At 57.3% G+C, this 17,601-nt stretch carries 24 protein-coding genes, 1 tRNA gene and 1 pseudogene; 9 read left to right on the top strand and 17 right to left on the bottom strand.

The genetic code is table 11. The features are described 5' to 3' along the window. On the top strand, positions 1-172 hold a 172-nt coding region (locus tag ACIQU2_RS04405), incomplete at its 5' end, for a cold-shock protein (RefSeq protein WP_403138904.1). A gap of 72 nt (positions 173-244) precedes the next feature. Here ACIQU2_RS04405 and ACIQU2_RS04400 read toward each other — a convergent pair. Together ACIQU2_RS04400 and ACIQU2_RS04395 are read right to left on the bottom strand one after the other, a co-directional pair. Then, entirely contained in the window at positions 245-565 is a 321-nt protein-coding gene (locus tag ACIQU2_RS04400; RefSeq protein WP_403138873.1) for an I78 family peptidase inhibitor, read from the bottom strand. Positions 566-731: 166 nt separating this feature from the next. Further along, positions 732-1,037, bottom strand: a complete 306-nt coding sequence (locus ACIQU2_RS04395) for a hypothetical protein (RefSeq protein ID WP_008145652.1) — start codon at positions 1,035-1,037, stop codon at positions 732-734. 132 nt (positions 1,038-1,169) lie between these two features. On the opposite strand from ACIQU2_RS04395, the gene ACIQU2_RS04390 reads away from it, so the two are divergent. After that, positions 1,170-1,376 (top strand): hypothetical protein, encoded by a 207-nt coding sequence (locus ACIQU2_RS04390; protein WP_282483146.1) that lies wholly within the window; start codon positions 1,170-1,172, stop codon positions 1,374-1,376. Positions 1,377-1,414: 38 nt separating this feature from the next. On the opposite strand, the gene ACIQU2_RS04385 is transcribed toward ACIQU2_RS04390, so the two are convergent. The 8 genes from ACIQU2_RS04385 to ACIQU2_RS04350 form a co-directional block, all read right to left on the bottom strand. Next, complete coding sequence (locus ACIQU2_RS04385) at positions 1,415-2,443, bottom strand: nucleoside hydrolase (RefSeq protein ID WP_347802704.1); 1,029 nt, start codon at positions 2,441-2,443, stop codon at positions 1,415-1,417. Positions 2,444-2,486: 43 nt separating this feature from the next. Next, on the bottom strand, positions 2,487-2,891 hold the full coding sequence (gene rbsD, locus ACIQU2_RS04380) for a D-ribose pyranase (protein WP_403138869.1): 405 nt from the start codon (positions 2,889-2,891) through the stop codon (positions 2,487-2,489). Continuing rightward, on the bottom strand, positions 2,888-3,805 hold the full coding sequence (gene rbsK / locus ACIQU2_RS04375; RefSeq protein WP_403138866.1) for a ribokinase: 918 nt from the start codon (positions 3,803-3,805) through the stop codon (positions 2,888-2,890). The genes rbsD and rbsK overlap by 4 nt, the downstream gene beginning before the upstream one ends. Before the next feature lie 57 nt (positions 3,806-3,862). Further along, a complete protein-coding gene (locus ACIQU2_RS04370) occupies positions 3,863-4,882 on the bottom strand; it encodes a LacI family DNA-binding transcriptional regulator (protein ID WP_347802702.1) in 1,020 nt (339 codons plus the stop codon). Between the two features lie 3 nt (positions 4,883-4,885). Then, a complete protein-coding gene (locus ACIQU2_RS04365; protein ID WP_008145645.1) occupies positions 4,886-5,863 on the bottom strand; it encodes an ABC transporter permease in 978 nt (325 codons plus the stop codon). Beyond that, a complete protein-coding gene (locus ACIQU2_RS04360; RefSeq protein WP_403138863.1) occupies positions 5,860-7,413 on the bottom strand; it encodes a sugar ABC transporter ATP-binding protein in 1,554 nt (517 codons plus the stop codon). The genes ACIQU2_RS04365 and ACIQU2_RS04360 overlap by 4 nt, the downstream gene beginning before the upstream one ends. A 56-nt stretch (positions 7,414-7,469) precedes the next feature. Beyond that, positions 7,470-8,426, bottom strand: a complete 957-nt coding sequence (locus ACIQU2_RS04355; RefSeq protein WP_347802700.1) for a sugar ABC transporter substrate-binding protein — start codon at positions 8,424-8,426, stop codon at positions 7,470-7,472. A 196-nt stretch (positions 8,427-8,622) separates the two neighbouring features. Then, entirely contained in the window at positions 8,623-9,084 is a 462-nt protein-coding gene (locus tag ACIQU2_RS04350; RefSeq protein ID WP_403138860.1) for a hypothetical protein, read from the bottom strand. Between the two features lie 349 nt (positions 9,085-9,433). Between ACIQU2_RS04350 and ACIQU2_RS04345 the strand changes: the two genes are divergently transcribed. The 3 genes from ACIQU2_RS04345 to ACIQU2_RS04335 all read left to right on the top strand — a co-directional run bounded on the left by ACIQU2_RS04345 (position 9,434) and on the right by ACIQU2_RS04335 (position 11,680). Further along, positions 9,434-10,522 carry an asparaginase gene (locus ACIQU2_RS04345; RefSeq protein WP_046047713.1) on the top strand — a complete coding sequence of 363 codons (1,089 nt, stop codon included), beginning with the start codon at positions 9,434-9,436 and terminating at the stop codon, positions 10,520-10,522. Positions 10,523-10,695: 173 nt separating this feature from the next. Further along, positions 10,696-10,986, top strand: a complete 291-nt coding sequence (locus ACIQU2_RS04340; RefSeq protein WP_095128572.1) for a DUF1654 domain-containing protein — start codon at positions 10,696-10,698, stop codon at positions 10,984-10,986. Between the two features lie 4 nt (positions 10,987-10,990). Next, positions 10,991-11,680: an endonuclease gene (locus ACIQU2_RS04335; protein WP_403138857.1), complete on the top strand. Its 690-nt coding sequence runs from the start codon at positions 10,991-10,993 to the stop codon at positions 11,678-11,680. A gap of 56 nt (positions 11,681-11,736) precedes the next feature. Here the strand turns inward: ACIQU2_RS04335 and ACIQU2_RS04330 are convergent, their stop codons facing one another. Both ACIQU2_RS04330 and ACIQU2_RS04325 read right to left on the bottom strand, forming a co-directional pair. Then, positions 11,737-12,648 (bottom strand): siderophore-interacting protein, encoded by a 912-nt coding sequence (locus tag ACIQU2_RS04330; RefSeq protein ID WP_403138855.1) that lies wholly within the window; start codon positions 12,646-12,648, stop codon positions 11,737-11,739. 107 nt (positions 12,649-12,755) lie between these two features. Further along, entirely contained in the window at positions 12,756-13,121 is a 366-nt protein-coding gene (locus ACIQU2_RS04325) for an SPOR domain-containing protein (RefSeq protein ID WP_282483137.1), read from the bottom strand. Positions 13,122-13,371: 250 nt separating this feature from the next. Here ACIQU2_RS04325 and csrA point away from each other — a divergent pair, with 250 nt between their 5' ends. Further along, on the top strand, positions 13,372-13,566 hold the full coding sequence (gene csrA / locus ACIQU2_RS04320) for a carbon storage regulator CsrA (RefSeq protein ID WP_007938114.1): 195 nt from the start codon (positions 13,372-13,374) through the stop codon (positions 13,564-13,566). Positions 13,567-13,746: 180 nt separating this feature from the next. Here the strand turns inward: csrA and ACIQU2_RS04315 are convergent, their stop codons facing one another. Then, a complete protein-coding gene (locus ACIQU2_RS04315; protein ID WP_403138851.1) occupies positions 13,747-14,202 on the bottom strand; it encodes a DUF2214 family protein in 456 nt (151 codons plus the stop codon). A 261-nt stretch (positions 14,203-14,463) separates the two neighbouring features. Here ACIQU2_RS04315 and ACIQU2_RS04310 point away from each other — a divergent pair, with 261 nt between their 5' ends. Beyond that, complete coding sequence (locus tag ACIQU2_RS04310; RefSeq protein ID WP_403138848.1) at positions 14,464-14,676, top strand: hypothetical protein; 213 nt, start codon at positions 14,464-14,466, stop codon at positions 14,674-14,676. Positions 14,677-14,807: 131 nt separating this feature from the next. On the opposite strand, the gene ACIQU2_RS04305 is transcribed toward ACIQU2_RS04310, so the two are convergent. Continuing rightward, positions 14,808-14,945: a hypothetical protein gene (locus tag ACIQU2_RS04305; RefSeq protein ID WP_403138907.1), complete on the bottom strand. Its 138-nt coding sequence runs from the start codon at positions 14,943-14,945 to the stop codon at positions 14,808-14,810. Here ACIQU2_RS04305 and ACIQU2_RS04300 point away from each other — a divergent pair. Next, positions 14,914-15,006: pseudogene (locus ACIQU2_RS04300) on the top strand (carbonic anhydrase); the annotation flags it as partial. The gene ACIQU2_RS04305 and the pseudogene ACIQU2_RS04300 overlap by 32 nt on opposite strands. A 66-nt stretch (positions 15,007-15,072) precedes the next feature. On the opposite strand, the gene ACIQU2_RS04295 reads toward ACIQU2_RS04300, so the two are convergent. From ACIQU2_RS04295 to ACIQU2_RS04285, 3 genes are all read right to left on the bottom strand, one after another. Continuing rightward, on the bottom strand, positions 15,073-15,267 hold the full coding sequence (locus ACIQU2_RS04295) for a hypothetical protein (RefSeq protein WP_111452631.1): 195 nt from the start codon (positions 15,265-15,267) through the stop codon (positions 15,073-15,075). A 152-nt stretch (positions 15,268-15,419) separates the two neighbouring features. Beyond that, positions 15,420-15,668, bottom strand: coding sequence for a hypothetical protein (locus ACIQU2_RS04290; RefSeq protein ID WP_403138845.1), 249 nt, complete (start codon positions 15,666-15,668; stop codon positions 15,420-15,422). 343 nt (positions 15,669-16,011) lie between these two features. Continuing rightward, positions 16,012-16,088 (bottom strand) — tRNA-Val (locus ACIQU2_RS04285). A gap of 183 nt (positions 16,089-16,271) precedes the next feature. On the opposite strand from ACIQU2_RS04285, the gene ACIQU2_RS04280 reads away from it, so the two are divergent. After that, positions 16,272-17,555, top strand: a complete 1,284-nt coding sequence (locus ACIQU2_RS04280; RefSeq protein WP_347802679.1) for an FAD-binding oxidoreductase — start codon at positions 16,272-16,274, stop codon at positions 17,553-17,555. Positions 17,556-17,601 lie beyond the last annotated feature (46 nt).

Genomic DNA, 17,601 nt, shown 5'->3' with positions numbered 1-17,601 from the left:
TGAAAAAGGCTTCGGATTCATCACTCCTCAAGGTGGCGGTGACGACCTGTTCGTACACTTCAAAGCTATCGAAAGCGACGGTTTCAAAAGCCTGAAAGAAGGCCAGACCGTTTCCTTCGTGGCTGAGAAAGGCCAAAAGGGTATGCAAGCTGCACAAGTCCGCGCTGAGTAATTTTCAGCCGCACTAAAAAAACCCCGTCCACGTGACGGGGTTTTTTATGGGCGAAACAAAAGCCCGAAGCGATCAGCCGCAGTTAACGCGGGTGACGACCCGATTGGCATCGGTATTCAGGTTCAGGCGATCGGAGCGGTACTCCAGGGTCACCATGTCGGAGGGCAAGAGGAACCTTGCATTCTGCGCGCCTGCGCGAGTACGCGCCTGCTCCAGCAGTTCAGGCGAAGCCTTTTTGCCAATGGTGAATTCGGCAGCCTTTGCCTCACAACGGCTGTGACCCGTGTCAGTCGTCGTGACAGGATCTGTTGTCGACTCGGTGGAGGTAGTGCTGCAACCGGCCAGCATGGCAACGGCCAACAAAGTACCCAATGACGCGAGCTTCCAAGGCATGAAGCCTCCTTTTTTCAATAGTTAAGCTGAGATCGTGCGACCGCCAATCTGGCGTTTGGTTTCACAGGGAGTACTAGCACCCTGCCTTCTATTCGGACACGCGGCGAGTTTGCCTGAGCATCGCCCTGCCGTTTACCACTCAATCGTGACTGAATATGAACAGCGTTCAATAGACGTCAATGTAGTCGAACGGCGGATTCGGCCAGTTCTCTTTCAGCGCATTGAAAATCTGCATGACCCAGACCTCGTCACTGGCCGCGACCAACCCTACATAACCGGAACCCTTGGCCCACGTCTCCAGACGAAACAACAGCCCGCTGATATCAGTGCCGCCCACAACACCTGACGAAATGTAGGCGATGCCGCCCTTGGTGACTCGCAATTGAGTGTGCTCATCGTCGCTGGCAGAGGCCAGCAGCTGACGTACCGCCTCAAGGGTCAAGCCGTCAGGAGTGTTCAAATCGATCTGCACAGCACAGTCCTTGAAAATTCGTCAAAGACCAAGTGTCGCATAGCCCTCCCCTCATGCCTAAGTCGGAGTGCCAAAAGCCGCGCAAAATGGTTAACTCGACACTCAGACTTTCCCGACTTCACGAGCGCCATCATGACCACCGTAAGTATCGACGCCGACATCAAAGCCAAGTGGCCACAGGGCCACAGCTCTTACAGCCCGGGCAGCCCGGAAGAGTTGGCAATCATTGGTATCGATCTATTGGTCAAGGAACTGGGGACGCAAGCCGCCCAGACATTCATCGCACAGATATTCGAGAAGTACCCCACCGACTATATGGGCCTGATAGATAGCGAGTGAAAGTAAAACCCGCAGGCTGGCACCTGCGGGTCTATGGCTTACTTCAGAAGAGCCAGACGCTCGGTCAGCAGGTCAAAGAAGCCCTGGGCGTCGCCGCTTTCTACCCAGAAAGCGTTCTTCGGCGCTTTCAGGCCGTCATACCAGTCGACGATGGTTTGGCCGAACGTCGGGCCTTCGCGACTATCAACCACCACATTTACCGAGCGACCGGTGAACAACTCAGGCTTGAGCAGATAGGCGATGACAGTAGCGTCATGCACCGGGCCACCCGGAATGCCGTAGTGTTCCATGTCGCCTTTGACGTATTCATTGAGAATATCGCCCACCAGCTTGCTGGCATTGTTGTTGATCGCGGCAATCTGCTTAAGACGCGCTTCACTGGTTAGGATCTTGTGGGTCACGTCGAGCGGCAGGTAGGTCAGCTTCACGCCGCTTTTCAATACCACTTCCGCAGCCTGCGGATCGGCGAACAGGTTGAACTCAGCCACCGGGGTGATGTTGCCGCCATTGAAGTGTGCACCGCCCATGATCACCACCTCCTTGATGCCCTGAACGATCTCAGGTTCCTGGATCAGCGCCAGGGCCAGGTTGGTCTGTGGACCGAGCATGGCGATGGTAATGCTATGGGGTTTGGCGGCTTTCAAGGTATCGATCAGGTAATTGACCGCATTGCCCTGGGCCAGGCCTTTCTTCGGCTCATGAACGGTGACACCCGACAGTCCTTCCTTGCCATGGATATTCTCGGCATAGATCGGCGTGCGCATCAGCGGCTTCGGAGCGCCCGCGTAGACCGGCACCTCCTCGCGACCTGCCCACTCGCGGGCCAGCCGCGCATTACGCGAAGTCTTGTCCAGACGCACATTGCCGGCGACGGTGGTCAACGCACGAATGTTCAGCTCTTGCGGCGATGCCAGGGCAAACAGCAAGGCAACCACGTCATCGGCACCCGGGTCGGTGTCGATGATCAAGTCGATCTTTTCCGCCGCCTGGGCGCTTGTTGCGGTAATCAGGGACAAGAGCAGCAGACTCCGGAGCAGGTGGTGCAGTTTCTGAGCATAGCGGTGCATAGCGCACTCCTTGTGCGTGGGACAACAGAAAGACAACAGCGAGTTAGAACGTAACCCCTGCCACCAGCACGATGTTGCAGTACGGCTGACATTCACCTGTACGAACAATCGCCCGTGCCTGTCGGCTGAGGACTTTGAATTGGTCATGACTGAGCAGCTCACGCCGACCCAGCGAACCTTCGGCATTCAGCTCATCGAGCGTCGTCAATGCCGAAGGCTTTTTGTCCAGAATCTCCTGGGCCAATACATGGCTTTCGACCTGCATTTCGCTGAGCACAACCTTCAACGTGCTGACGAAATCCGGGATACCGTGGGTCAGGGCCAGGTCGATCAGTTCAACGCCTGGTGGCACCGGTAGACCTGCGTCGCCGATCACCACCTTGTCGCCATGGCCCAGGGATGCGATCAGCCGCGACAACGCGACGTTGAGCAAAGGTGTCTTTTTCATGGTGCTTTAAAGGCCTGTACGTCGGACAAGGTGGGAATCGAGGGTTGCGCGCCAGCACGGGTCACCGACAGCGCCGCGGCAACCTGGCCGAAACGGATCGCGTCGGCTTCGCTTTTGCCGGCCGCCAGCGCGGCGGCGAAACCACCGACGAAGGTGTCGCCAGCCGCCGTGGTATCGACAGATTTCACCTTCGGCGCCGGGAAGTGCTCGAAGCCTTTGCCGTTGGCAAACAGCGAACCTTGAGCACCGAGGGTGATGATGACCTTGCCGGCGCCCAAGGAGATCAACCGGGATGCAGCGGTTTCGGCAGATGCCAGAGAATCCACTGGCAAACCACTCAGCGCCGAGGCCTCGCTTTCGTTGGGAATCAGATAATCGATGGACGCGTACCAGTCCGCCGGCAGTGGGCGGCTGGCCGGCGCCGGATTGAGGATCACGGTCTTACCCAATTCACGACCACGCTTGAGCGCATGACCGACAGTGGCATCCGGGATTTCCAGCTGACAGATGATCACGTCCGCCGCCCGCAATACGGGGTCGAATCGATCAATCACCTCTGGAGTCAGCGCTCCGTTGGCACCGGCAACGATCACGATTGCGTTCTGGCTGTTGTCATCGACCACGATCAACGCTACGCCGCTGGAATCGTCGACGATGCTGACTGCCTGGCAATCGATCTGCTCGGCCAACAGCGCCCCGCGCAGCTCTTCGCCGTAGGCATCGCTGCCCACGCAACCGACCATCGACACCTGCGCGCCCAGCCTAGCCGCTGCGACCGCCTGATTCGCGCCCTTGCCACCGGAAACCGTGGCAAACGACTCGCCGATCAGCGTTTCACCGCCACGTGGCAACCGTGGCGCCCGGGTGACCAGGTCCATGTTCAGGCTGCCTATAACCACTACTTTTGCGGGCATACGTCACTACTCATCAATTCTGTTTCAGCGGTGCTTTTGATTTAGCGGCTTTCTATTTCAACGGAACTGGGCGAACACGCCGGCCAGCGGCGCAGTCGACTCCCGCAGGACAATACTGGGCGTCACGATCCGTTGATCGGTGGCCATATCCGGCGTGGCGATTCTTCTTAAAAGCACTTCGGCCGCCATCTCGCCGAGTTGCAGGATTGACTGCCCTACGGTGGTCAGCGCCGGGTACACATAGCGGCTCATCTGAATATCGTCGAAGCCGATCACCGACAGCTCCGTCGGCACGCGAATATTGCGCTCGGCCGCCGCTCGCAGCACACCGATGCCAATCATGTCGTTACCAGCGAAGATCGCGCTCGGCGGGTTCTTTTCCAGCAGCATCGCGGCGGCGCTGTAACCGCCGGTGCTGGTGAAGTCGCTTTCCAGCATGCGCTCGCGGGATACTTCGACACCTGCCTCTTTCAGGGCACGGCAATAACCGGCCAGGCGCATCTGAGCCACGCTGGTACTCGCCGGGCCGCCAATAGTGGCAATGTCCCGGTGCCCCAATTCCAGAAGGTGGCGGGTCGCCAGATAGGCGCCGTATTCGTGATCGATCCGCACCATGTCGGCATTCACACCTTCCAGTCCACGGTCGACGATCACCATCGGCGTACGCACGCCTGCAAGGCCCTCCGCCAGCCCCGCGTCACCGCCAGCCGAAGCGACGATCAGCCCGTCGATGCGTTTTTCCAGCAGTACGCGCAGGTAGCTGCGTTGCTTGTCCGGGTTGTCATCGGAGTTACAGAGAATCACGCAGTAGCCATTACGCTCGCAGTAATCCTCGATGCCGCGCGCCAGTTCGGCGAAGTACGGGTTGAGGCTGTTGGGCACCAGCAGACCGATGGTCGCCGTGGTTTTGGCTTTGAGAGACCGGGCCACGGCACTGGGCACGTAGTCGAGAGTTTTGATTGCTGCCTCAACCTTGACCCGCACCTCTTCGCTCACCGGCCGGGTCTTGTTCACTACGTGGGAAACCGTGGTGTAGGAAATTCCCGCGAGCGCTGCCACATCCTTGATCGTTGCCATGACTCAGGTCCGCCGGCTTGCGCGCTGACTGCGATAAGTATCAAGCACCACCGCCACCACGATCACCGCGCCGGTGATGATGCGTTTGGTGGGTTCAGTTGCGCCGATCTGCGCGAGACCGGCCGCCAATACGGAAATAATCAGAACCCCGAAGAACGTACTGATGACCGAACCGCGGCCACCCATCAAACTGGTGCCGCCGATCACGACCGCGGCGATCACTTGCAGCTCCAGCCCGGAGCCGGCATTCGGATCCGCCGCTTCCAGACGGGAAATCTGGAACAGCGCAGCAATACCGGCCAGCAGCCCCATCAGACTGAATACCAGGATCTTGTAGGGCTTCGGATTGATCCCTGCCAGACGCACCGCCTCTTCGTTGGTGCCGATGCCGATCAGGTAACGACCGAACACGGTACGCGTCAGCACGGCCTGGGCAATGAAGATGATCAGCAAGGCAATGATGAACGACGGCGAGATGCCGAAGGCGATCGGGTTGGACAACCAGGCGAAGGCATCACCGATGTAGGCCGTGCGCGATCCGGTCATCTGATACGCCACACCGCGCGCCATTTCCAGCACGCCGAGGGACACGATGAACGACGGAATCCGCCACGCCACAGTAATCGAACCCGTGATGGTCCCGGCCAGTGCTGCCGCCGCCATTCCGAGTAGCGCCGCAGGCAACACGCTCCAGCCCCAACCGAGAATTGCCACGCTGACCGTTGACGCCGCGAGCGCGAGCACCGAGCCCACCGACAGGTCGATACCGCCGATGATCAACACGAACGTCATGCCGACCGCCAGCACCATCAAGTCCGGAATCTGGTTGGCCAGGGTGCTGAAGGTGTCATAGGACAGGAAATGGCTACTTAGAACCGAGAACAGCGCAACCATTGCCAGCAAGGCACCGGCCAGTCCCAGATAGGTACCGAGGCCGTAAAAGTTGCCACTACGTTTGCCGGCAGTCACTGCAGTATTCATGCGAGATCCCTAGGCGCTGCTTCGTTGAGCAACGCATCACGTTTTTGGTAGCCGGCGAACGCGGCGGCAAGCAAATCATCCTGGGTCCAGCTGTCACGCTCAAAGGTGTCGATCAGACGTCCCGCCGAGAGCACGCCGATGCGGTCGCAGATCAACATCAGCTCACGCAGATCGCTAGACACCACCACGAGCGCTTTGCCTTGACGGGTCAGCTCACCGAGCAAGGCATAAATGTCAAACTTGGCGCCGACGTCGATGCCACGCGTTGGCTCGTCGAACAGCATTACCGAGCAATCACGCTCAAGCCACCGGCCGATCACGACTTTCTGCTGGTTGCCGCCGGACAGTTCCGACACAAGTTGCGTCGGGCTGGAACTGCGGATGCGCATGGCGTCGATCTGACGCTGGGCCAGCGCCATCTCGTCACCATTGTTGACGATGCCACCGCTGGAAATTACCGGCATATTGCCCAAGGCAATATTCGCGCTGATCGATTGGGTCAGCAGCAAGCCTTCGCCCTTGCGGTCTTCAGTGATCAGGGCGATGCCATGACCGACCGCGTCAGCCGGCGACCGGATACTGACAACCTGTGCTGGCGAACCGAGTGCAACCGTGCCGCTGTCCGCTGTATCAGCACCGAAGATCAAGCGCAGCAACTCGGTGCGCCCTGCCCCGATCAAACCGGAAATCCCGTAGATCTCGCCGGCGCGCACTTCGAACGACACGTCGCGAACCTTGTCGGAACGGGTCAGCCCTTTGACCGTCAAGGCTGGAGCGCCGATCTTGCGCGGGCCCATGTCGATGTGTTCGCCGAGTTCACGACCGACCATCAGCGTCACCAGTTGCTCGCTGCTGTAATTGGCCATCGGCTCGACGCAAACCAGGTTGCCATCGCGCAGTACCGCAATACGCTGGGCGACCCGCGCCAGCTCTTCGAGACGGTGCGAGATATAGATGATCGACACGCCGCGAGCTTGCAGACGAGTGATCTGCTCGAACAGCATCTCGACTTCACGGTTCGTCAACATCGCGGTCGGTTCGTCGAGGATCAGCACGTGGCAATCGCCAATCAGGTTGCGGGCGATCTCCACCATTTGCTGGTGACCGATGCCCAATTCGCCCACCAGCGTGTCCGGGTCAATCGCGTCGAGGCCGACCTGGGCCATGGCTTCGATCGCTGCCTTGCGCAATTGCCTGCGACTGATCCAGCCGCCCTTGCTGGGCAGGTTGTCGAGAAAAAGGTTTTCCGCCACCGACAGGGTCGGCAACAGATTGAGCTCTTGCATCACCATGCGGATGCCGAGGTCTTCGGCCTGAGTGCGGCTTGCGGGGCGGTAATCCTGCCCCTGGAATTGCATGTGGCCGGTGGTCGGTGTGACCAGCCCGCCGATGATCTTCGACAGCGTGCTTTTTCCCGCGCCGTTTTCGCCGGTCAGCGCCAGCACTTCACCGCGCATCAGCGTCAGGTCGATGCCGGTCAGGACCGGTTGGGCGTAGGTCTTACCGATACCGCTGACCGAGAGGACAGCGTTCGGGGCGGAAACTGACATAAAAACTCTCCATGCGCTCGCCCCGACGGGCGAGCACCGTTGTGTCGCCAGAAGGACTACTGGGTGACCAGCTCTACCGGAGTTTCGATCACGCCATTGGTGCCGCTGTCGACTTTCTCACCTTTGATGATCTTCAGCGCAGTCTCGATGCCAAACACGGCTTGCCTGGCTGCAAACTGGTCAGCGGTGGCCAGAACGCGACCATCCTTGAGCATTGGCTTGATGGCGTTGATGTTGTCGTAACCGACCACTTGCACCTTGCCGGCCTTGCCCGCTGCGCGCACGGCGGATACTGCGCCGACGGCCATGCTGTCGTTGCCGGCCAGCAGGGCTTTGACTTGCGGGTATTCGCTGAGGATCGAGGCAGCAACCTTGTTGCCTTTGTCGATTTCCCAGTCACCGGACTGCAAAGAGACGACCTTGATCTGCGCCGCTTCCATCGCATCCTTGAAGCCTGCGGTTCTTTGCTGTGCGTTGGTGGTGGTTGAAACGCCTTCGATGATGCCGACTTCGTCTCCGGCCTTCAGTTGCTTGGCCAGGTACTCGCCCACCAGACGCGCGCCTTTGCGGTTATCCGGGCCTACGAACGGTACGGTGATGTTTTTGCTTTTGACCACAGCAGGGTCCAGCTGGTTGTCGATGTTGATCACGGTGATACCGGCATCGATGGCTTTCTTGATCACTGGAACCATGGCCTTGGAGTCAGCCGGCGCGATGACCAGCGCATTGACCTTGGCCAGAATCATTTGCTCGACGATGCGTGTCTGGCCAGCCGTGTCGGTTTCATCTTTGATGCCGTTGGAGATCAGCTCGAAATCGCCGGAGTGGTCTTTCTGATAGGCCTTGGCGCCGTCTTCCATGGTCAGGAAGAATTCATTGGCCAGGGATTTCATGACCAGCGCGACTTTGGGTTTTTCAGGCGTCTCGGCGAAGGCCGAAGAGACAGGTAACGCGACGGATGCGGCAGCCAGCATAGCGACAGCGAGAAGACGTCCAGCGAATGGCAGCTTCATGGGTTCACTCCGATCTTATGATTATTGTGAGCAACGCTTGCGCTGGCGTAGGCTTCATTGCGCTCACTGATGGATAACCACCGGGAGCACCGCGCAAACGTTTGCGTAGACCGAACTATGCGAACCCTGCCGACATTTGTCAACGACCAGAAACGACCATTTATTTGAACTGACTGGCAAAAGCCGGGCATTCAAGTCATGCCGTGGTGTTGACCACCGTTCCGGTGCTGGAACCCTTGGCCATTTCCTTGACCAGGGCCGCGGACACTTCCAGCAACGCACCATTGGTGTCGGCAATCTGCCCTTGAACTGCCATGACCACAGTGGCCTTGGCTTCCGGTGTCGGATAAGACGCCGCCTGAGCTGCGGCTAATTGTTGCTGTTGCTCGCGCAGTTGCTGTTGTAGCTCTTGCATGCGTTTGAGCAGGACTTTCACCGCCACACTCTGGCTGCTCTCGTCTGGGGTTTCGGCCTGCGCGCCCGCGCTTTTATCCAACCCCAAAGGGCCAGTCTTGACTTGGTTGCCCTCACCTTCCTTCGTACCCAACGCTTGATTCGCGGCATCGACCGTCTGATCGCTCAACGCTTGAGTCGTAGCGGCGGACTTGCCGCCGATGGTGACGCCTGCGGCGTTTGGGATACCAATGGATAACGACATGTGAACTCCTGAGTAGAAAGATCCTTTAAAGGAACATCGACCGAAGCGCGGGTTTCTTTAGCACTGATTCGCAATCTTGCAAGGCGATTTGCTCTACAGAGGTCGTAGTACTTTTCGGAGAGCCGAACACAAACGCTCAACGCGTTCGGAAACCCGGACAACAGACTGTGTAACCATTCTGGCGACTAAAATAAATACTGATACAAATCATCAAGTTAAAAGTTTTCCTCATTCAAAGTACGACTGGTACAGATCCTGCTCATCTCATTCACCCCAAGCGTTCAGATCCGCTTGGGGCGCATCTAGATGAACCTGCATCAGCACCGTCTCACGACTAGAGAGAAAAATAATGACATCTGCTTTCAAGACCTTCGTTCCGGGCGCTTTGGCCCTCTTGCTACTCCTGCCTACTGCCCTTCAGGCAAAAGAAGTCGAAACCCAACAGAAACTGGCGAACGTGGTGATCCTGGCCACCGGCGGCACCATTGCCGGCGCGGGCGCCAGCGCCGCTAACAGCGCGACCTATCAAGCGGCAAAAGTCGGCATCGAACAATTGATCGCCGGGGTTCCGGAACTCAGCCAGCTGGCTAACGTTCGTGGCGAACAGGTCATGCAGATCGCGTCCGAAAGCATCACCAACGACAACCTGCTGCAACTGGGTCGTCGCGTGGCTGAGCTGGCCGACAGCAAGGACGTCGACGGCATCGTCATCACCCACGGCACCGACACCCTGGAAGAAACCGCCTACTTCCTGAACCTGGTGGAAAAAACCGACAAGCCAATCATCGTTGTCGGCTCCATGCGCCCAGGCACCGCTATGTCGGCCGATGGCATGCTGAACCTGTACAACGCAGTGGCCGTGGCCAGCAGCAAAGAGGCACGCGGTAAAGGCGTACTGGTGACCATGAACGATGAAATTCAGTCGGGTCGCGACGTCAGCAAAATGATCAACATCAAGACCGAGGCGTTCAAAAGTGCCTGGGGCCCACTCGGCATGGTGGTCGAGGGCAAATCCTACTGGTTCCGTCTGCCGGCCAAGCGTCACACCATGGACTCGGAATTCGACATCAAAACCATCAAGAGCCTGCCTGACGTCGAAATCGCCTATTCCTACGGCAATGTCAGCGATACCGCTTACAAAGCGTTGGCTCAGTCTGGCGCCAAAGCCATCATTCACGCCGGTACCGGCAATGGCTCAGTCTCGTCCCGTGTGGTCCCATCGCTGCAAGCCCTGCGCAAGGACGGCGTGCAAATCATTCGTTCGTCCCACGTCAACGCCGGCGGCTTCGTACTGCGTAACGCTGAACAGCCAGACGACAAGTACGACTGGGTTGTGGCGCATGACCTGAACCCGCAAAAAGCCCGCATCCTGGCCATGGTCGCACTGACCAAGACCAACGACAGCAAAGAGCTGCAACGGATGTTCTGGGAATACTGATTCGCCCTCGCCCGACCGGTTCCGGTCGGGCACTGCTTTCACCACTCGCCAACCCAGGCGAGTGGTGACTCACACCCCCTTCCGATATTTCGATAAAAAACTTCCCTTCGTCCTACACCAAACGGAAAAAATTGCTGTCAGAGGATTTTCTTGAATTTTAAGCAGTTGCGAAAATGCTTACAGTTAAATACTGTATGCACGTACAGCTTAATAAGGATAATTCCGTGGCCACCACCTCTGCCTCTCCTGACTCCTATGAACGCATGGGTATGCGCGTTCAAAAAATCATCAATTCCCCCACCGCTCAAAAAGCCAAAGCAGCCTTGATCTTCCGTCTACCGGACGAACCTGTGGATGAGTGGGAACAATTGCTCGAAGAAATCGACGAGAACGACAACGTCACCCTCGCCTATCGCGACGATGGCGGGGTGCAGATTTTTTGGGTTGTGCCGAAGGAAGATTGAGTCAATGAGTGTCCGCTGGTTTGCTTTGCTGTTTTTGTTCATCACCCTCGGCGCCGAGGCTGGCGCCCCACGTACCTTCAACGAAGCCAAGAAAGTTGCCTGGAAGCTCTACGCACCGCAATCCACAGAGTTCTATTGCGGGTGCAAATACACCGGCAACAAGGTCAACCTCACAGCCTGCGGTTATGTACCGCGCAAAAACGCCAAGCGCGCTTCCCGCATCGAGTGGGAGCACATTGTTCCGGCCTGGCAGATCGGCCATCAGCGTCAGTGCTGGCAAGAAGGTGGGCGCAAGAACTGCACGCGTTACGATCCGACCTACCAGAAGGCCGAAGCCGACCTGCACAACCTGGTGCCGAGCATTGGTGAGGTGAATGGCGATCGCAGCAACTTCAGTTTCGGCTGGTTGCCGGTGCAGTCGGGCCAATATGGCTCGTGCCTGACCCAGGTCGACTTCAAGGCGAAGAAGGTCATGCCCCGCCCGTCCATACGCGGCATGATCGCCCGAACGTATTTCTACATGAGCAAGCAATATGGTTTGCGCCTGTCGAAACAGGATCGACAGCTCTACGAAGCCTGGAACAAAACCTATCCGGTAGAGGCCTGGGAACGACAGCGCAACCAAAGCGTGGCGTGCGTCATGGGACGCGGCAACGAGTTTGTCGGCCCGGTCGACATGAAAGCCTGCGGTTAAGCGCTCGCTAAAAACATAAAGGCCTCGGGTTTAACACCCGAGGCCTTTGTTCGTTTCTAACCGCCCGCTTTGTTGTAGCGCCAGTAGCCCATCAGGTTGAGTGATTCCTTGGCAATGCCGCATTCCTTGATCAAGTATTTACGCAGACTCATCACTGCAACCGTCTCTCCGGCGACCCAGCCGTAGAAGCCATCACGCGCAGACTCGGACGTTTCCCAGAGCATGTCTTCGTGGACATCGACTTCCGCCAGTTCCACCGCTTCAAATACTTGCGAAGAAGATGGCGGCAAAATTGCCCGACGGACCGCGCCGACCATCAGCGAACCCACTCCAGTCGCGGTGACGCGATCTCGAATCAGCCACTCCACCGAAAGTCCGGGCCAGTCAGGAACCGGCAAAGGATCGTCCACACTGTCTACTTCAAAAAACGCCTGGGTTATCGGTGGCACGGCAAGCGCTGCCAGCTCATCCAGAATGCCAAGCGCAGCGGGCAAGGCCGTGGCATCGGCGACCAATAACAGGTGCTTGAGCTGTTTAGGCGGCTTCCATTCGAAACCGCCCGCGTCATCCGCCGAAAACTGGCGATCAGGTGCGACGATCTGGATCGGCTCACCCGCTACTGCATGAATTGCCCAACGGGATGCAGGGCCGGTTTCGCCGTGCAACACGAAGTCGATATCCACTTCGCCCTGCTCGGCACGCAAATGTCGGATGGTGTAAGTGCGCATCGCCGGGCGCTGGGCAACCGGCATCGAGCGGTAACGTGCATACCAGCCATCGCCATGAGCGAGCCTGGCAGGCGAACCGTCTACAGCCGGAAAGAATAGCTTCACGCGCTGGTCGGGTGCCCAGGTCGCCATTTCGGTAACCATCGGACCGGCCAGAGTGACGCGCATCAAATGAGGACTCAGCGCCTTTTTGTGCCGCAGGACTGCGTCGAATATTTTGTAAGGGGTGGCGGAGGCCATGGGGGGGGGGGAACTCCTACTGGGAATCGACAGTGACTACGTCTAGAAACGAGTCAATGTGGATCCCCTTTAAGGCGTTCCGTCGAAAGCAGCCTGGAAAAGGACTGCTACTGGGTCACTGGATGTTCGACGACCAGCAATTCGATGTTCTGTTTCTTAGCCCGGGTGAGCGCCGCGCGCACTTCTGTCTGTTTGGCCTCAGCCTCGGCTTTCGAACTGAATGGCCCGAGCAGAATCCGGGTCTTTCCATTTTCCTTGACGATATTGGAAACGAAACTGTGCTCAATCAGCCAGCCGCTCAAATCGCTGACCGCCTGAGGTGTTTCGCCTCGAACTTCGAGATCCCATTGTGGCGCGGATGCCGTCGAAGGTGCAGTCGCAGCTGCCGGTTGCGGCTTTTGCGCGTCAACACTCTTGCCCTCACCGCATCCCGCCAGCGCCAATACCGCGATTACCAAGACCATTTTGCGCACAACGCTTCCCTCAGAATGCTTAAAGCGGCGATTTTAGCATTCATGAATACTTCCCGAGTGCCGCAAAATGGGCTCAAAACAACGAGAATGATGGTTGCGGCCTCTGTATAGTTACGCCTTGGGAATTAATGCAGCATCTGCGCGTCAGAAAGAGGCACCCAAACCGTGAGACTTCGCACTAATCTATACATACCACCGACCTCTGCACTGTCCGAATCAGGTGCCCTACAAAGCAATCAAGGAGAAGACCATGCTGATACTCACCCGCAAAGTCGGTGAAAGCATAAATATTGGTGATGACATTACGATCACCATTCTGGGCGTTAGCGGCCAGCAAGTCAGAATTGGCATCAATGCCCCGAAAGACGTTGCGGTTCATCGCGAAGAAATCTATCAGCGCATTCAGGCTGGCCTCACCGCTCCAGACAAACCGCAGACTCCCTGAATCCTGTTGCAGTCAGTAGCCAGCCCGTTCGTTACAGCACAATGGCTGGCTAAAGATTCATGCTCGGCCTTTTGCTGAGCACTCGCCTCCTCCCCCCATTACGTGAAGCCGATGCTACCGGCTTCGGCCACGCCGTGGCTGTCAGATTATTCGCTTTAACCCCGACGAATCACGCCGTTATTAGCCGAATGTCACACCGCGCGCCATGCCGGTGGCCGCAATCACCATCAACATCAACAACAACGCTTCGATATGGCTGATGCGTGCAAACAGCCTGGCTCGGCCCTGGTCAATCGAAGCGCCCCTGCCCAAGGCGATCCGCCACTTGATCAAGGTGATCATTGGGGCCACTTCAAGCAGCAGAATGATCACGAACAGCGTCATCTTCAGATGGAATAACGGCTGATGAAGGTAATAGTCGGTGCCTTTTTCGTACCCACCGAAGGCCCGCATCAAACCTGTGATCAGCAAAATACCCGCACAGATGCCCCATACGTTATCGGCAACCAGCACGCTGCGAACCTGCGCCGTACCGACGACCAGGCGGCTTAACGCCGTCCCTCGGGTGAGCACCGCCCAGAGGCCCAAGGCAACAGCCAAGAGGTGGATCGCCGCAAGAAACCAGTGAGACAGCATAGGGATGCTCCTGACAGGGATAAGGAAATGGGCTTGTCAGTAGTAGTCCAAAATCTGGAAATCTGCCTGCCAGGCACCCACAGGCTGAGGGCGATTTTTTCGAAGCATGACTACCTGCTCAGGGAAGGATGATTTTGCTTATGAATCGATTTGAGTAGCAGGCCGTGACATAACTGGCGAACAGCCAGCTATCTCCCTATCATGCCGCCCACTGGCCCTTGCGTAAGGAGTCAGAGGACAATCACTCAAAAGGGAATAGACGTGAAAGAGTTCGTAATTGGTGTAAACAACGTAGTTCTGTACGTCGCACTGGCCGTTATCTGGATCGCCGCAGTGGTCATGATCTTCGTTCAGGGCTTCTGGTCCGGGGCAGCCGTTTTCATTACCGGCACCCTGACGTGGTGCATCATCTCCGGCTTCTGGTTTGTACAGTCGGCGACTTATGAAGAACTGAAGAAGTTGAACGCCAGGTAAGATTGGTTTTAGTTGGCTGGACCTACCACACTGGTCCGACGTTGTTGAGATGAACCACACCAGTAGTGATTCATGCTCTTCATGCAACATTTGTAACGAGGGGGCAATCCCCTCGTTACAGTGCCTGGCGACTACCCAGGCTTGTGGTTATCCAGTACGCAATTGACCGCTAACTCACCCATCATGATCACCTGTTGCAGCACCGGCATCGTCTTGCGCTGCGGGCCTTCCATTAGGCCGGCGCTGACAGATGTGCTCAGCAAGGGCACGTTGAAGATCGTGGGAGGCGTCTATCGCCTTGCTAGAGGCAAAGTAGACTTGATTGCCTGACTTAGTAGCGCTGCACCGCTGCCGAGATCCAGATGTGAAGAGCCCAGCGCGATGGCTGGGCTCTGGTTATTTTCTGTTTTCCATCATCTTGTCGGCGAGAGCTTTGGCCCTTTCAATCAACAGATTCTGCCTGTCTTCATGAGTAGCCCCTCCTACAACCGGTGCCGTCAGATTGCTTTCCGCAATCAACGCAGCGCAGAAGTATTGATCCCAAACAGCTCTGTCCTCAGATACCGGCTTGTTCATTTGGTCGGCGATCATATGCGGCTCCTTTTGATGAGGTAGCACCGCTATCTTACGCCTGAATCACTGGCAATCCGTGCCGCTGAAGCTAATCGGCAAACCGGGTGATCATTGACCGACCCGAGGAGAGCCTGTCACCGCCGTTTCTCGCTAGCCGATGGCCAGCGCCTTCAGTCGTCTCTATCATCACGATCACGATCACGACCGTGATTGCGATCATACCCCTGATCATTGTCACGACGATCATATCTGCGGTCATACTCTCGATCATCGTCATACCCGCGGTCGTATCCACGACGGTAATCATGACCTCGATCACGATCTCGACCGTACCTTTCTCCGTCGTCCCAGTGAGGCCCACAGCCTCCCAACAGGAGAGAGCCTGAAATGGCCATGAACATTATTACTGCACGCTTCATTTGAACGTCCTGAATGCAAAGGTCAGCGATATGACCGTGAGGCCGCTCAATGATTCACAGATCAGATACAGCAAGCCAAATCCAAAGCCTGAATTAACAACGCGCTGATCGGCAAGGAGGCATCAGTAAGCGCGGTTCGCTTCGGCGAGAACGCCTATCACGTCATCAAGCGGGCCACCGGCAAAGTGAAGACACGACGAAAAGAAGGTCGAGTACCTGGAGGTGGGTGCCGAGCTGGCGTTTTGAGTGGGGGTTTTGCAAAAGTTTTGCAAATCGCAGGCAACAAAAAAGGGCCCACCTTTCGGTGAGCCCTTCTAGACCGCCCAGCAGAGCGGATTTTGTTTGGTAGGCGCGATTGGACTCGAACCAACGACCCCCACCATGTCAAGGTGGTGCTCTAACCAACTGAGCTACGTGCCTGCTGTGAGGCGGCATTCTACGGAATTCCGAAGGGGTGTCAACACCTTTTTTCGAGCTAACCCTATGAATATGCAAAATATTTAATTTTGTCGCTGCAAAGAACATTTTGCGGTGGCTGGCGGTCGATTTTTATCTCGGGTAGGATCGATGCACTCGTAAAATATATTAAACAGAGGCTACAGGATGGCGAACACCCCCTACCCGGAATCCTATTACGCCGCATCGGCCAATGCGGTTCCGCCGCGCCCGGCCTTGCAGGATGACGTAGAGACTGATGTCTGTGTGATCGGTGCCGGTTACACCGGTCTGTCCTCTGCCCTGTTTCTGCTGGAAAACGGTTTCCGGGTCACGGTGCTTGAAGCGGCGAAGGTAGGTTTTGGTGCGTCGGGGCGCAACGGTGGCCAGATCGTTAACAGTTATAGCCGCGACATCGATGTGATCGAACGCAGTGTCGGTCCCAAGCAGGCTCAGTTGTTGGGGCAGATGGCGTTCGAAGGTGGGCGGATCATTCGTGAGCGGGTTGCCAAATATAATATCCAGTGCGACTTGAAGGACGGTGGTGTGTTCGCCGCCATTACCGCCAAGCAGATGGGCCACCTGGAATCCCAGAAGCGTCTGTGGGAGCGTTTCGGTCACACGCAGCTTGAACTGATGGATCAGCGTCGCATCCGTGAAGTGGTCGCGTGCGATCAATACATCGGCGGCATGCTCGACATGAGCGGCGGGCACATTCATCCGCTGAACCTGGTGTTGGGCGAAGCGGCAGCTGTCGAGTCGCTGGGCGGCACCATTTATGAGCAATCGCCGGCGGTGCGCATCGAGCGCGGCGCGAGTCCGGTGGTGCATACGCCTCAGGGCAAGGTCAGGGCCAAGTTCATCATCGTTGCGGGCAACGCGTATCTCGGTAATCTGGTGCCGGAACTGGCCGCCAAATCGATGCCCTGCGGGACTCAGGTGATCACCACCGAACCTCTGGGCGACGCATTGGCCAAGAGCCTGTTGCCACAGGATTACTGCGTCGAGGACTGCAACTACCTGCTCGACTACTACCGTTTGACCGGCGACAAGCGCCTGGTCTTCGGCGGTGGTGTGGTGTATGGCGCGCGGGATCCGGCGAACATCGAGGCGATTATTCGGCCGAAGATGCTCAAGGCCTTCCCGCAGCTCAAGGACGTGAAGATCGATTACGCCTGGACCGGCAATTTCCTGCTGACCTTGTCGCGTCTTCCTCAGGTCGGACGCCTGGGCGACAACATCTACTATTCCCAAGGTTGCAGCGGCCATGGCGTGACGTATACGCACCTGGCAGGCAAGGTGTTGGCCGAAGCGTTGCGTGGCCAGGCCGAGCGTTTCGATGCGTTTGCCGACCTGCCCCACTACCCGTTCCCCGGCGGACAACTGCTGCGTACACCGTTTGCTGCATTGGGCGCCTGGTATTACGGATTGCGAGACAAATTCGGCTTCTGACCGACTAGATGCAAAAAAGGGGCAACTGCACAGTTGCCCCTTTTCA

It is taken from the genome of Pseudomonas sp. NPDC098740, assembly GCF_044760065.1.
Classification (GTDB): domain Bacteria; phylum Pseudomonadota; class Gammaproteobacteria; order Pseudomonadales; family Pseudomonadaceae; genus Aquipseudomonas; species Aquipseudomonas rossensis.
This window is presented reverse-complemented; position numbering and strand designations above follow the sequence as displayed.